At 67.1% G+C, this 13154-nt stretch carries 10 protein-coding genes and 3 tRNA genes; 9 read left to right on the forward strand and 4 right to left on the reverse strand.

The window, feature by feature from the left end; all coding sequences use genetic code 11:
- Window positions 1-125: 125 nt before the first annotated feature.
- Window positions 126-1631 carry an NAD(P)H-hydrate dehydratase gene (locus MKK51_RS24010; RefSeq protein ID WP_243981716.1) on the forward strand — a complete coding sequence of 502 codons (1506 nt, stop codon included), beginning with the start codon at window positions 126-128 and terminating at the stop codon, window positions 1629-1631.
- Between the two features lie 168 nt (window positions 1632-1799).
- Window positions 1800-2981 carry a calcium-binding protein gene (locus MKK51_RS24015; protein ID WP_243981718.1) on the forward strand — a complete coding sequence of 394 codons (1182 nt, stop codon included), beginning with the start codon at window positions 1800-1802 and terminating at the stop codon, window positions 2979-2981.
- 166 nt (window positions 2982-3147) lie between these two features.
- Here the strand turns inward: MKK51_RS24015 and MKK51_RS24020 are convergent, their stop codons facing one another.
- Entirely contained in the window at window positions 3148-4647 is a 1500-nt protein-coding gene (locus MKK51_RS24020) for a multicopper oxidase family protein (protein WP_243981720.1), read from the reverse strand.
- A 195-nt stretch (window positions 4648-4842) separates the two neighbouring features.
- Here MKK51_RS24020 and MKK51_RS24025 point away from each other — a divergent pair.
- From MKK51_RS24025 to MKK51_RS24055, 7 genes are all read left to right on the forward strand, one after another.
- Window positions 4843-4927 (forward strand) — tRNA-Leu (locus tag MKK51_RS24025).
- 175 nt (window positions 4928-5102) lie between these two features.
- Window positions 5103-6539 carry a trigger factor gene (gene tig / locus MKK51_RS24030; protein ID WP_243982263.1) on the forward strand — a complete coding sequence of 479 codons (1437 nt, stop codon included), beginning with the start codon at window positions 5103-5105 and terminating at the stop codon, window positions 6537-6539.
- A gap of 131 nt (window positions 6540-6670) precedes the next feature.
- Window positions 6671-7297: an ATP-dependent Clp protease proteolytic subunit gene (locus MKK51_RS24035; protein WP_026176059.1), complete on the forward strand. Its 627-nt coding sequence runs from the start codon at window positions 6671-6673 to the stop codon at window positions 7295-7297.
- Between the two features lie 222 nt (window positions 7298-7519).
- Window positions 7520-8791: an ATP-dependent Clp protease ATP-binding subunit ClpX gene (gene clpX / locus MKK51_RS24040; protein WP_018044550.1), complete on the forward strand. Its 1272-nt coding sequence runs from the start codon at window positions 7520-7522 to the stop codon at window positions 8789-8791.
- A 252-nt stretch (window positions 8792-9043) separates the two neighbouring features.
- Window positions 9044-11473, forward strand: coding sequence for an endopeptidase La (gene lon, locus MKK51_RS24045; RefSeq protein WP_243981729.1), 2430 nt, complete (start codon window positions 9044-9046; stop codon window positions 11471-11473).
- Window positions 11474-11588: 115 nt separating this feature from the next.
- Window positions 11589-11664 (forward strand) — tRNA-Val (locus MKK51_RS24050).
- 34 nt (window positions 11665-11698) lie between these two features.
- On the forward strand, window positions 11699-11953 hold the full coding sequence (locus MKK51_RS24055) for a hypothetical protein (protein ID WP_243981732.1): 255 nt from the start codon (window positions 11699-11701) through the stop codon (window positions 11951-11953).
- 21 nt (window positions 11954-11974) lie between these two features.
- Here the strand turns inward: MKK51_RS24055 and MKK51_RS24060 are convergent, their stop codons facing one another.
- The 3 genes from MKK51_RS24060 to MKK51_RS24070 form a co-directional block, all read right to left on the reverse strand.
- Window positions 11975-12490 (reverse strand): CAP domain-containing protein, encoded by a 516-nt coding sequence (locus tag MKK51_RS24060; RefSeq protein ID WP_243981734.1) that lies wholly within the window; start codon window positions 12488-12490, stop codon window positions 11975-11977.
- A gap of 197 nt (window positions 12491-12687) precedes the next feature.
- Window positions 12688-12903: a hypothetical protein gene (locus MKK51_RS24065; RefSeq protein WP_243981736.1), complete on the reverse strand. Its 216-nt coding sequence runs from the start codon at window positions 12901-12903 to the stop codon at window positions 12688-12690.
- A gap of 127 nt (window positions 12904-13030) precedes the next feature.
- Window positions 13031-13107: transfer RNA gene (locus tag MKK51_RS24070), tRNA-Asp, on the reverse strand.
- Window positions 13108-13154: the final 47 nt, after the last annotated feature.

The raw sequence follows: 13154 nt of genomic DNA on the forward strand, positions 1-13154 counted from the left end.
TAAATTGCCTATTCGGTAGGCATTAAATGCAAATCGTTTCAGCCCTGACCGCTTTACGCCTGAATGAGTGGCGCGTCATGAGCGGTGCGCAGGCATGGTCACACGAGACAAGGCGAAGGTTCGCAATGCCCCCACACCGTCTCATCACCGTCGCAGCGATGCGGAGAATGGATGAAGCTGCCATAGCGGCGGGCGTTCCGGGGATCGAACTCATGCGCCGGGCGGGCGCCGCCGTAGCCGCCAGGGCCGCCGCGATGGTGCCCGCGTCCTCGCGTATCCTCGTCCTGTGTGGGCCGGGCAATAACGGCGGCGACGGTTTCGTCGCCGCCCGCCTCCTCGAACGGAACGGCCATGCCGTCGACCTCGTCTGCACCGTGCCGGTGGAGAGCCTGACCGGCGATGCCGCCCTGGCGGCGGCGGACTGGCAGGGGCTCGTCCTGTCCGAAGCGGCCGTGTCCGAGGCCGACCTGGCCGGCGCCGCCCTCGTCATCGACGCCCTGTTCGGGGCGGGCCTGTCCCGCGACCTCGACGGCGCTGCGAAGATGTTGATCGAGCGGGTCGCGGCGTCGGGCGTCCCCGTCCTCGCCGTCGACGTTCCGAGCGGGATCGACGGCGATACCGGAGCCGTGCGCGGGGCCGCCCTGAGGGCGCGGGAGACGGTGACCTTCGTCGCGCTGAAGCCCGGCCACCTGCTGCAGCCGGGCCGCGACCATTGCGGCCATCTCCATGTCGCCGATCTCGGCATCGGCGACGGCGCCCTCGAAGAGGGGCTGACCGGCACGCCGATGGTCTGGCGCAACGGGCCCGACCTCTGGGGCGGCGATGTCCCGAGGCTCGACGCCGTCAGCCACAAATACACGAGGGGCCATGTCCTCGCCCTGTCCGGCCCCGCCTTCAAGACCGGGGCGATCCGCCTCGCCGCGCGGGCGGCCCTGCGGGTCGGTGCCGGCCTCGTCACCGTGGCCTCCCCCGCCGCCGCCATGGCGGAGAATGCCGCGCATCTCACCGCGATCATGCTGACGCCGTGCGAGACCGCCGACGACCTCGACGATCTCCTCGTGGACGAGCGCCTCAACGTGATCCTCGCCGGCCCGGGTCTCGGGAGCGGCGAGGGGACGCGGGAGCGCGTCGCCGTGGCGGCGGGGGTCGGGCGAAGCCTCGTCCTCGACGCCGACGCGCTCACGAGCTTCAAGGGCGAGGCCGACCGATTGGCCGGCCTCATCGCGGAGGGCGGGGGCCAGGCGGTGCTGACCCCGCATGCCGGAGAGTTCGGCCGCCTCTTCGCCGGCACGGACGCCGTCCACCCTGAGGCGAGTAAGCTCCACCGGGCATGCAAGGCGGCGTCCATCGTCGGGGCGGTGGTGGTGCTGAAGGGTGCCGATACCATCGTCGCCGCCCCCGACGGACGCGCCGCCATCAACGACCACGCCACGCCCTATCTCGGCACCGCCGGGTCCGGCGATGTCCTCGCGGGCCTCGTCGCCGGTCTGCTGGCGCAGGGCATGCCGCCGTTCGAGGCCGCCTGCGCGGCGGTCTGGCTCCATGGCGATGCCGGGTTGCGCCATGGGCCGGGGCTCATCGCCGACGATCTGCCGGACCTGATGCCGAGGGTTCTCGCCAGCCTGCGGTGACGGCCGACCGGTCGCCTTCCGCGACGCGCGGTGGGTGATCCGGCTCGGCCGGATCGCAGCGGATCGGAGCTGTCCCACCTCCGAGAGCGACCATGTGGACTTCAATATTTATCAATGAGTCCGACGTTAGAACCCGGAGGTTGCACTCTCTCCGGTCGGAACGTCTCTATGCCTGCCTTTTCCTTCACCTATAACGGCAATTACAACAGCCTCGACACAGTCACGCTGAGCCAGGACGGGTCTACCTATTCGAGCGGCACGAACATCGTCCACGCTTTCGGCCCTGAGTACCTCGATCGATTTATCTTCAACAACGATCCGGACCTGAGCAATGGTGGAGCGTATTTCGTCGATGCGAACCGGGACGACGGCGGGTTTCCCGGATACCCGATCACCGGCACCGAATACTCGGTCTCGGCCGATATGTCGGACAACACGGCCGCGGTCTATCTGGGGGGTGGTGATTTCGGCGATATCCTGCGGTCCGGTTCCGACGCCGATACCCTGAAGGGGGGACGTGGAAACGACGTGCTGGAAGGCGGCGCGGGCGGCGATACGATCGACGGCGGCCTGGGGATCGACACGGCGAGCTACGAGCATGCCACCGGCAGGGTCTACGCCAGTCTCGAAGCACAGATGGGCTACGAAGGCGATGCCAGCGGCGACCAACTCTATGGCATCGAGAACCTGATCGGGAGTGCCTTCGACGATTCTCTGGTCGGAGACGACGGCAACAACAGCCTTCGCGGCAATGGCGGCGAGGACGACATCGCCGGGCGAGGCGGTGACGACCGGCTCATCGTGTCTGCGACGCCGAACTACATCGACGGCGGCGAGGGCAAGGATGCCCTCATCGTGTTGGGCGGCGGCACCGTCAGCCTCACCGAGACGAGGTTCACGGGTATCGAGACCGTGTATGTCCGCAACGACACCCATCTCGACATGACGGACGTGCTGGCCGGGACCAAAATCGTCTCGCAATCGACCATGGGCCACGCCGTGGAGATCGACGGCACGTCGGGCACCGATACGATCAGGGCCGGCAAGGGCGGGGATACGATCGACGGCGGACGCGGCGGCGACAAGCTCTTCGGCGGCACGGGGGCCGACAGCTTCCACTTCGGGAACAGTTTCGGCCGCGACAAGATCTATGGCCTGGACCTGAATGCCGATCACATCGTCATCGATGCTCCCGGTGCCGGCGATGTCCAGCTCCGCTCGTTCAATGGCGGCCACGATACGCTGGTGACCTTCGCGGGCGTGGAGACCGGCAACAAGATCATCCTGCACGACGTGGGCGTGGACGATGTCCGCGCCGTTCAAAGCGAGCTGTTCGTGTTCGGTGCCTGATGGGCTGGCGGATCGGACGTCTCGGGGAAGGCTCGTGCCGGCTTCGATCGTCCGATCCGACCTCCCCGACCCGAGGTGAAGCCTCCGGAACACCACTCCAACAGGCTCGCGGCAGGCCGGCGTCGGTGGCGGGCCCGCGCCGGTCGGGGTGGGAGGCCGCCGTCCCTCACGTCACCTCGAAGCTCGTCCACAATCCGGTGTCGAACCGCTCCAGCACCGTGGAGCCGATGACCCAGCGGCCCGGATTGTCCGCCTTGAAGGCGATCCGCGCCGTGCGCCCCTCGAGCAGCTGGAACGTGTCGAGCCAATAGGGCTCCCAGCCGTCGTCCAGGGGGTGGAGCAGCCGGAAGGCGTGGCCGTGGACGTGCAGGGCCTGCGGGAAGGCGGTGTCGTTCCGGATCGCGAGGACCACCACCTGGCCGCGCTTCACCGTGAAGGAGGGAGCGACGCCGGAGGCGCCCGTGATGCCGTTGATGGCCCAGATCCGGTTCGGATCGCCGGAATAGGCCGGCTCGGCGCTGGGCTTGTCCTTGTCGAGCTTGGCGCCGCCGGTGATCGCGATGTCGCGGCGGACGGCGTTCTGGAGCTTAACCTCCGCGGGCAGGAGCTTGTTCTCGCCCACCGGCGCGATCGGCGGACGCTTTTCCGTCACCGGCTGGCCCTTGGCGGCGAGCGTCGCCAGGACGAGGCCGTTGCCGATGAGGGCGTTGACCGTGACGCTGGCGCCGGCCTCCGCCGGCATGTCGAGCATGAGGTCGTAGCGGGTGCCGGGGGGGAAGGGCAGCGTCGCGCGCAGGGGCTCGAACGTGTCGGTGGGCTGCCCGTCCACCGCCACCACGTAGACCTTGGCGCCCTCGAACCGGATGCGGGTTCCGCGGGCGTTGCAGACATTGCCGAGGCGCAGGCGGATGCGCGATCCGGGACGGACCTCGATCGCCTCCGGCACCGGCTTGCCGTTGATGGTGACGAGGTTGCCGAGGCGCCCGGAGGCGGCGGCGAAGGCGGCCTGGCCGAACGGCATCAGAGCGCCGTTCTCCTCCAGCCGCCAATCCTGCATCAGCAGCGCGAGATCCTGGTCGAGGGAGGGCGGCGCGGTCTCCCCGACGATCAAGGCGCCGGCAAGGCCGCGCCCGGAGGGTTCGCTCGACCCGCCCACCACGAGGGGCCGGATCAGGAACGTGCCGGCATCCGGCGGGACGAAGGAATAGGTGAAGTCCGCCCCCGGCGCGATCGGCGGCTGGGTGACGCCGCCGACGCCGTCCATGGCGTTCTGGTTTCGCACCCCGTGCCAGTGCAGGGAGAGCGGCTTGTCTGTCTTATTCTCGACGCGCAGGCGGACGGTCTCGCCGAGCTTCGTCCGGATGACGGGGAGGCTCGCCGTGCCGTCGAAGCTCCAGACCGGCGTCTCGGCCGCGGGCTCCGGCTTCAACCGGTTCGTCCCCAGCCCGGCGACGAGCAGGCGCGGTTCCGCCAACGATTCGGCTGGCCTGGCCGGCGCGGGCGCCGGTTTGGGGACGGCCTTGCCCGATCCCGTCTGCGCCGCGGCGCGCGGTATGAGGGCCGGTCCGGCAAGGCCGAGGGCCGCCGCCCGGCCGATCAGGGAACGGCGGGACAGACCGCCTGTCTCGGACGGGGAACGGCCATTCTTCGGGTCGGAACTCGGCATGTCACCTCGGACGGGGATCGACGGGCGGGCGGGCGCATCCGCCCCGCGGCATGCTTGTAGACGGCGGTCCGGCGCGGCGCCAACCGCCGCTGCGCGCCCGATGGGCGACGCCTTATTTTTTTGCTGCGGACTTGCGCCCGCATGCTATAGGACCGCGCTCTGGCGGCTGAAAAGGCGCGCCGGGCGTTGGCGCTTGCGGGCGTGGCGGAACTGGTAGACGCGCTGGATTTAGGTTCCAGTGTCGCAAGACGTGGGGGTTCGAGCCCCTCCGCCCGCACCAGCCTCCGCCGTCGGGAACGGATTGGCTCACAGCGATGGCCGGCCCGCTCTGCCGCTCGGAGTCGGCCTCCGGTCGGGCGCGCTTCGTCAAACGCCGTCTGTGGTGTCACGCCCTCGTCGGCGGCGCCATTCGAGATTTTTTGACCGATCACACGGACGACAGCGGGAAGACGACGATGCAGGTGACCGAGACACTCTCCCAGGGTCTGAAGCGCGAGTTCCAGGTGCTTCTGGCCGCCAAGGAGCTCGAAGAGCGCCTGACGACCGAGCTGTCCACCCTCAAGGACAAGGCCCAGATCAAGGGCTTCCGCCCCGGCAAGGTGCCGGTGGCCCATCTGCGCAAGCTCTACGGCCGCTCGGTGATGGCCGACGTGCTGCAGAACGCGGTGAACGAGGCGAACCAGAAGATCGTCACCGACAACAACCTCAAGCTCGCCCTCGAGCCGAAGATCGAATTCCCCGGCGAGGCCTCGATCGTCGACCGCGCGCTGTCCGCCAAGGACGACGTCTCCTTCAACGTCGCCCTCGAAGTGCTGCCGAGCTTCGAGCTCGCCGACCTGTCCGACGTCACCCTGACGAAGCAGGTCGCCAAGCCCAGCGACGAGGAAGTCGACGAGGCGATCAACCGCATGGCCTCCTCCAACCGCGCCTTCACCCCGAAGGACGAGGGCGCCGAGGCCGCCACCGGCGACCGCGTCACCATCGACTTCGTCGGCAAGATCGACGGCGTCGAGTTCGACGGCGGCAAGGGCGAGGGTGTCGATCTGGAGCTCGGTTCGGGCTCGTTCATCCCCGGCTTCGAGGACCAGCTGGTCGGCGCCAAGGTCGGCCAGTCCCTGGTGGTGAAGTCGACCTTCCCCGAGGCCTACGGTGCCGAGCACCTCGCCGGCAAGGACGCCGAGTTCGACGTGACCGTCACGGCGATCCAGGCTCCGGGCGAGACCAAGATCGACGACGAGCTCGCCAAGGGCTTCGGCATGGACTCGCTGGAGAAGCTGAAGGAGGCCGTCGCCGGCGCCCTCGGCGGCGATTTCGAGGCCCAGTCGCGCCGCAAGCTCAAGAAGGAGCTCCTCGACGCCCTCGACGGCAAGTACGCCTTCGATCTGCCCCCGAGCCTCGTCCACCAGGAATTCGCCGCCGTCTGGGCCCAGGTCGAGCAGGACCTGAAGACCCGCGGCAAGACCTTCGAGGACGAGGGAACCACCGAGGAAAAGGCCACGGCCGAGTACCGCAAGATCGCCGAGCGCCGCGTCCGTCTCGGCTTGGTGCTTGCGCAGGTGGGCGAGACCGCCGATATCAAGGTCAGCGACGACGAGGTGAACCAGGCCCTGATCGCCCGTGTCCGGCAATATCCCGGGCAGGAGCAGCAGGTCTGGGACTTCTACCGGAAGAACGCACAGGCCCTGGCCGAGCTTCGCGCACCCCTGTTCGAGGAGAAGGTCGTCGACCATGTCCTCGCCCAGGTGAAGCTGGTCGAAGAGCCCGTCTCGAAGGACGCTTTGTTCGCCGACGAGGATGCCGATGCGGCCAGCGCCGAATCGACGGAGTCGAAGGCGGATGAATCCCAGGCTCCTTCGGGCGACGATCTGCCGGCCGTCGCCAAGGCCGACTGAGCTCGAGGCTCCCAAAAGGGCGGCGGGCTTGGATGTAAAGGCGGCGTTCACCGCCGCCGTAGTTCGCTGACACGTCCGGCCCGCGCGCGATTCGCGCGGCCGGACCCCTTGAAGCCTGGGGCACGAGAATGATGAGAGATCCGGTCGACTATTATAACAGCGCACTCGTTCCCATGGTGGTCGAGCAGTCGAGCCGCGGCGAGCGCGCGTTCGACATCTATTCCCGCCTGCTGCGTGAGCGGATCATCTTCCTCACCGGCCCGGTGGAGGATTACGGCGCCTCGCTGATCGTGGCGCAGCTGCTGTTCCTCGAAGCCGAGAACCCGAAGAAGGAGATCTCCTTCTACATCAACTCGCCCGGCGGCGTGGTGACCTCGGGCCTGTCGATCTACGACACGATGCAGTTCATCCGCTGCCCGGTGACGACCCTCTGCGTCGGCCAGGCCGCCTCGATGGGATCGCTGCTGCTCACCGCCGGCGAGCCCGGCCACCGTTTCGCCCTGCCGAACGCCCGCATCATGGTCCACCAGCCCTCCGGCGGATTCCAGGGCCAGGCGACGGACATCCTGATCCATGCCCGCGAGATCGAAGCGCTGAAGAAGCGCCTCAATGAGATCTACGTGAAGCATACCGGGCGCGACTACGACACCATCGTCCAGGCCCTCGAGCGCGACAATTTCATGACCGCCGACGCGGCCAAGGAATTCGGCCTGATCGACGAAGTGATCCAGAAGCGTCCCGAGCCGGCCGCCGCCTGATCCCGACCGCGCCGTGGCCGCCTGGCGGCCCCGGCGCGTCCTTAAGAGGCGGGCCGTATGTGCGGCTTTGCCTTGATCCCGTCGCGGCAGCATGCTTGCATCGCGAGTCTGACCTACCGGCAGAAAGCGCGCAGGTGACTGTTTCTTTAGGCGGGCGCCCTTAGATCTAAAAGATGCGCGTGCGCCCCGGGGCTGGCGTCGCACCCGCGAACGGAGACCGACATGAGCAAGACTGGCGGCAACGACTCGAAGAGCACGCTGTACTGCTCGTTTTGCGGCAAGAGCCAGCACGAGGTCCGCAAGCTGATCGCGGGCCCGACGGTGTTCATCTGCGACGAGTGTGTCGAACTGTGCATGGACATCATCCGCGAGGAATCGAAGTCCTCCCTGGTGAAATCGCGCGACGGCGTGCCCACGCCGAAGGAGATCCGCCGCGTTCTGGACGATTACGTCATCGGCCAGGATTTCGCGAAGAAGGTTCTCTCCGTCGCGGTCCACAACCATTACAAGCGCCTCGCCCACGCCTCGAAGCACAACGACGTCGAGCTGGCGAAGTCCAACATCATGCTGATCGGGCCGACCGGTTCGGGCAAGACCCTGCTCGCGCAGACCCTCGCCCGCATCCTCGACGTCCCCTTCACCATGGCCGACGCGACGACGCTGACCGAGGCCGGCTATGTCGGCGAGGACGTCGAGAACATCATCCTCAAGCTGCTCCAGGCGTCGGATTACAACGTCGAGCGGGCGCAGCGCGGCATCGTCTACATCGACGAGATCGACAAGATCTCGCGCAAGTCCGACAACCCCTCGATCACCCGCGACGTGTCGGGCGAAGGCGTGCAGCAGGCCCTCCTGAAGATCATGGAAGGCACCGTCGCCTCCGTGCCGCCGCAGGGCGGCCGCAAGCACCCGCAGCAGGAATTCCTGCAGGTGGACACCACCAACATCCTCTTCATCTGCGGCGGCGCGTTCGCCGGGCTGGAGCGGATCATCTCGGCGCGCGGCAAGGGCACCTCGATCGGCTTCGGCGCCACCGTTCAGGCACCGGACGACCGCCGCACCGGTGAGATCTTCCGCAATGTCGAGCCCGAGGATCTGCTGAAGTTCGGCCTGATCCCGGAATTCGTCGGCCGTCTGCCCGTGCTGGCGACGCTGGAGGACCTCGACGAGACCGCCCTCAAGCGCATCCTGCAGGAGCCGAAGAACGCGCTCGTCAAGCAGTACCAGCGCCTGTTCGAGATGGAGAATGTCGACCTCACCTTCCAGGACGAGGCGCTCTCCATGGTGGCCCGCAAGGCCATCGAGCGGAAGACCGGTGCCCGTGGCCTGCGTTCGATCCTCGAGACGATATTGCTCGAGACGATGTACGACCTGCCCGGCCTCGAATCGGTGGAGCAGGTGGTGATCGGTCCGGAAGTGGTGGAGGGCAAGTCGCGCCCCCTCTACATCCACGGCGACCGCAACAAGGACGTTCCGGCGAGCGTCAGCGCCTGAGGGCGTCGAAGGGCGGCCGTGGTTTAGCCGCCGAAACGGTCCGGGGAGAATTCTTGAAAAAGTCCTCCCCGGCTTCCATCTGAATTGTCAGACGCGACGGCCGCACGCTCACCTTCTGAGGTGCGGTGTCCGCCTCCAGCCTCACAGTTCAACGATGCCCCCGACCCCGCGATGCGGTCCGGTCGGCCCGTGGCAGGATGCTTGCTCATTTCGAGGAGCTAGAGCCCGGAGTCCATCAAGAGGAAGTCCGACATGTCCCAATCGAAATCTCGCCAGCCGGTCGTTCCGGGTTCGACGGGCTCCTACGCCGTTCTGCCGCTCCGCGACATCGTCGTCTTCCCGCACATGATCGTGCCGCTCTTCGTCGGCCGCGAGAAGTCGATCCGTGCCCTTGAAGAGGCCGTCCGCACCGATCGCCACATCCTGCTGGCCACCCAGATCAATGCCAGCGACGACGATCCGTCCACCGACGCGATCTACAAGATCGGCACCCTCGCCAGCGTCCTGCAGCTGCTCAAGCTGCCCGACGGCACCGTGAAGGTGCTCGTCGAAGGTGCCGGCCGGGCCAAGATCACGAACTTCAACAAGTCGGATTCGTTCTACGAGGCCGAAGTCGAGACGCTCACCGACGAGCTCGGCGACCCGGTCGAGGCCGAGGCGCTCGCCCGCTCGGTCATCTCCGAGTTCGAGAACTACGTGAAGCTCAACAAGAAGATCTCGCCCGAGGTCGTCTCCGCCGTCACCCAGATCGACGAGCCCTCGAAGCTCGCCGATACCGTCGGCTCGCATCTCGCGGTCAAGATCGCCGACAAGCAGGCGATCCTCGAAATCCCCACGGTGGCGGAGCGCCTCGAGCGCGTCCTGTCGCTGATGGAGAGCGAGATCTCCGTGCTCCAGGTGGAAAAGCGCATCCGGACCCGCGTGAAGCGGCAGATGGAGAAGACCCAGCGCGAGTACTACCTCAACGAGCAGATGAAGGCGATCCAGAAGGAGCTGGGCGACTCCGAGGACGGCAAGGACGAGCTCGCCGAAATCGAGGAGAAGATCGAGAAGACCAAGTTCTCGAAGGAGGCCCGCGAAAAGGCGATGGCCGAGCTGAAGAAGCTCCGCCAGATGTCGCCGATGTCGGCGGAAGCCACCGTCGTGCGCAACTACCTCGACTGGATGCTCGGCATCCCGTGGTCGAAGCGGTCGCGGATCAAGAAGGATCTGCTCGGCGCCCAGACCATGCTCGATCAGGACCATTTCGGTCTGGAGAAGGTCAAGGAGCGCATCGTCGAGTATCTCGCCGTGCAGCAGCGGGCCAACAAGCTCACCGGCCCGATCCTGTGCCTCGTCGGTCCTCCCGGCGTCGGCAAGACCTCCCTCGGCAAGTCCATCGCCAAGGCGACCGGACGCGAGTTCGTGCGGATGTCGCTCGGCGGCGTGCGTGACGAGGCCGAGATCCGCGGTCACCGCCGGACCTATATCGGCTCGATGCCCGGCAAGATCGTCCAGTCGATGCGCAAAGCCAAGACCTCGAACCCGCTCATCCTCCTCGACGAGATCGACAAGATGGGCCAGGATTTCCGCGGCGATCCGTCCGCGGCGCTCCTCGAGGTGCTCGACCCGGAGCAGAACGGCACGTTCAACGATCACTACCTGGAAGTCGATTACGACCTTTCGGACGTGATGTTCGTGACGACGGCGAACACGCTCAACATCCCTGCGCCCCTGATGGACCGCATGGAGGTGATCCGTATCGCCGGCTACACCGAGGAAGAGAAGCTTCAGATCGCGCGCAAGCACCTCATCCCGGGGGCGGTGAAGAAGCACGGCCTCACGGTCAAGGAATGGGAGATCGACGATTCCGGCATCCTCATGCTCATCCGCCGTTACACGCGGGAAGCGGGCGTGCGTAACCTGGAGCGCGAGATCTCGAACCTGATCCGCAAGGCGGTGAAGGAGATCCTGATCACCAAGGTGAAGGCCGTCGCCGTCACCGAAGAGAACCTGCCGAATTTCCTCGGTGCGCCGAAGTTCCGCTACGGCGAGATCGACGAGGAGGATCAGGTCGGCGTGGTGACGGGTCTCGCCTGGACCGAGGTCGGCGGCGAGCTGCTGACGATCGAAGGCGTCATGATGCCCGGCAAGGGCAAGATGACGGTCACGGGCAACCTGCGTGACGTGATGAAGGAGTCGATCTCGGCCGCGGCGAGCTACGTCCGCTCCCGCGCCGTCGACTTCGGGATCGAGCCGCCGCTGTTCGAGCGTCGCGACATCCACGTCCACGTTCCGGAAGGGGCGACCCCGAAGGACGGTCCGTCCGCCGGCATCGGCATGGCCACCGCTATCATCTCCACCCTCACCGGGATCCCGGTGCGGAAGGATGTGGCGATGACCGGAGAGGTCACCCTGCGTGGCCGCATCCTGCCCATCGGCGGCCTCAAGGAGAAGCTGCTCGCGGCTCTGCGCGGCGGGATCAAGACCGTCCTCATCCCCGAGGAGAACGCCAAGGACATCGCCGAGGTGCCCGACAGCGTGAAGAACGGGATGGAGATCATCCCGGTCGCCCGGATGGACCAGGTGCTGAAGCACGCCCTCGTGCGGCTGCCGGTGCCGATCGAGTGGGAGGAGCCCCTCCCCGCGCCGCGCCGTCCCGTGGTCGGCGAGGACGAGCCCGCCACCGTCATCGCCCATTGAGCGATCGGGTGCTTTGAAAATGGAAAGGCCCCGGAGCGTGCTCCGGGGCCTTTTCTTTGTGACCGCCGAGGGTTGCCATCCCGGCGATGCTTGGATTAACGATGCGGCGCGCATCGGGCGGTTAGCTCAGTTGGTAGAGCGTCTCCTTTACACGGAGAGGGTCGGCGGTTCGAGCCCGTCACCGCCCACCACGCCCCTCCCCTTCCCCGGCGATCGAGACGAGCGATGACGGCGCGCGGTTTTCCCACACCCTGGCTCGTCGTCGAGAAGATCGAGAGTTTCTGCGTCGAGGATGCCGACGGGGCGGCCGTCGCCTGGACCTACTTTTCCGAACACGCCGACAAGCGGGAGGCGACGGGCCTCATGACCCGCGAGGAGGCCTTGCGGATCGCCAGGGCCATCGCGATGATCCCCGAGATGCGCACGATCATCCGCAGCATCCAGGACGGGTTGACCGAAGCGGATCAGTCCACGGATTGAGCGCGGCGAGGGCGTAGCGCCTCAGTTTCCGGCGAGGACCAGGGCCCAGAAGCGCTTGTAGCGCGTGCCCGGTGCATCGACGCGGGCGATGCCGATCCGCTTGAGCTGAGGCATCAGCATGTTCTTGTTGTGCTCGGATGAGTTCTTCCAGCGCGCGAGCACCTCGTCGAAGGTGGCCGCGCCGGCACTGAGGTTCTCGGCGGCGAAGGAACGGCCGAATCCCGCCCGCGCCATGCGCGAATCGAAGGTGCCGCCGATCTCGTGGCTGAGCCTGCCGGCCTTGGCGTTGGATTCCGCCTGATAGGAGGCGGCCCGGATCAGGCTGGAATCCAGCACCACCGGGCCGAGCCCGTGCGAGGCCCTGTAGCGGGAGATCGCCGCGGCGGCCGCACCCTCGTCGAGGATCACCGGGCTCGTGAGGTTGTCGGCCTCCGGCAGGATCGTCGGCCCGCCGCAGCCGCCGAGTGCCAGGACGCTCCCCATGAGGATGGCGGCGCCCAGGCGCGACAGGGCGGGGGAAAGATGGGAAGGAATCATCGCTCGGTGCCGGTTCGCTGCGCTGCCATATCGTCGGCTTCGCCTTCCCGGTCCGATGGGGCGAAATCGCGGCGGCGGCGCGAACCGGGTCGCAGGACGGGCCGATGTGCCCGATCCGCCACGCCACCCGCCGGCGCGCATGACGACATGCGGAGCGCGATGCCGGCACCGATCGGAATGGGCGAGGCGGACCCTCGTCAGATCCGCGTGCCGTGATCCCGGGGCGGCGAGCCGCAGCGCCATGCGGTGATGCGGTAATCGGGATGGGTGTCGATCCACCGCGCCAGCTGCGGCTGTGCTACGCGGATGCACCCCCTCGCATCGACGACATCGAGCGGAAGCCGCTTCGATTCGCAGGTCTCCGGCGCATTCGCCATGCAGGCGGTGAAATACAGGAAGAAGAAGCCTGCCATGGTTCGGACAGCCCGTTTCGCGAGTGGCGCTCGGGAAAAGGCTAGGGCGCGAACGTCCCGTGTCGAGGGTCATCCCTCGGCGCGATGCGTAGGGATGCTGTGCGTTAGGCGGCTGACAGTTCGAAGATGGCGCGGGCGACGGGACTCGAACCCGCGACCTCCGGCGTGACAGGCCGGCACTCTAACCAACTGAGCTACGCCCGCGTATCTGGGTAGCCGGGCATTCGGATCGTCCTGCACGAGGCAGGTCG

The sequence above is a fragment of the Methylobacterium sp. E-045 genome, from assembly GCF_022829685.1.
Classification (GTDB): domain Bacteria; phylum Pseudomonadota; class Alphaproteobacteria; order Rhizobiales; family Beijerinckiaceae; genus Methylobacterium.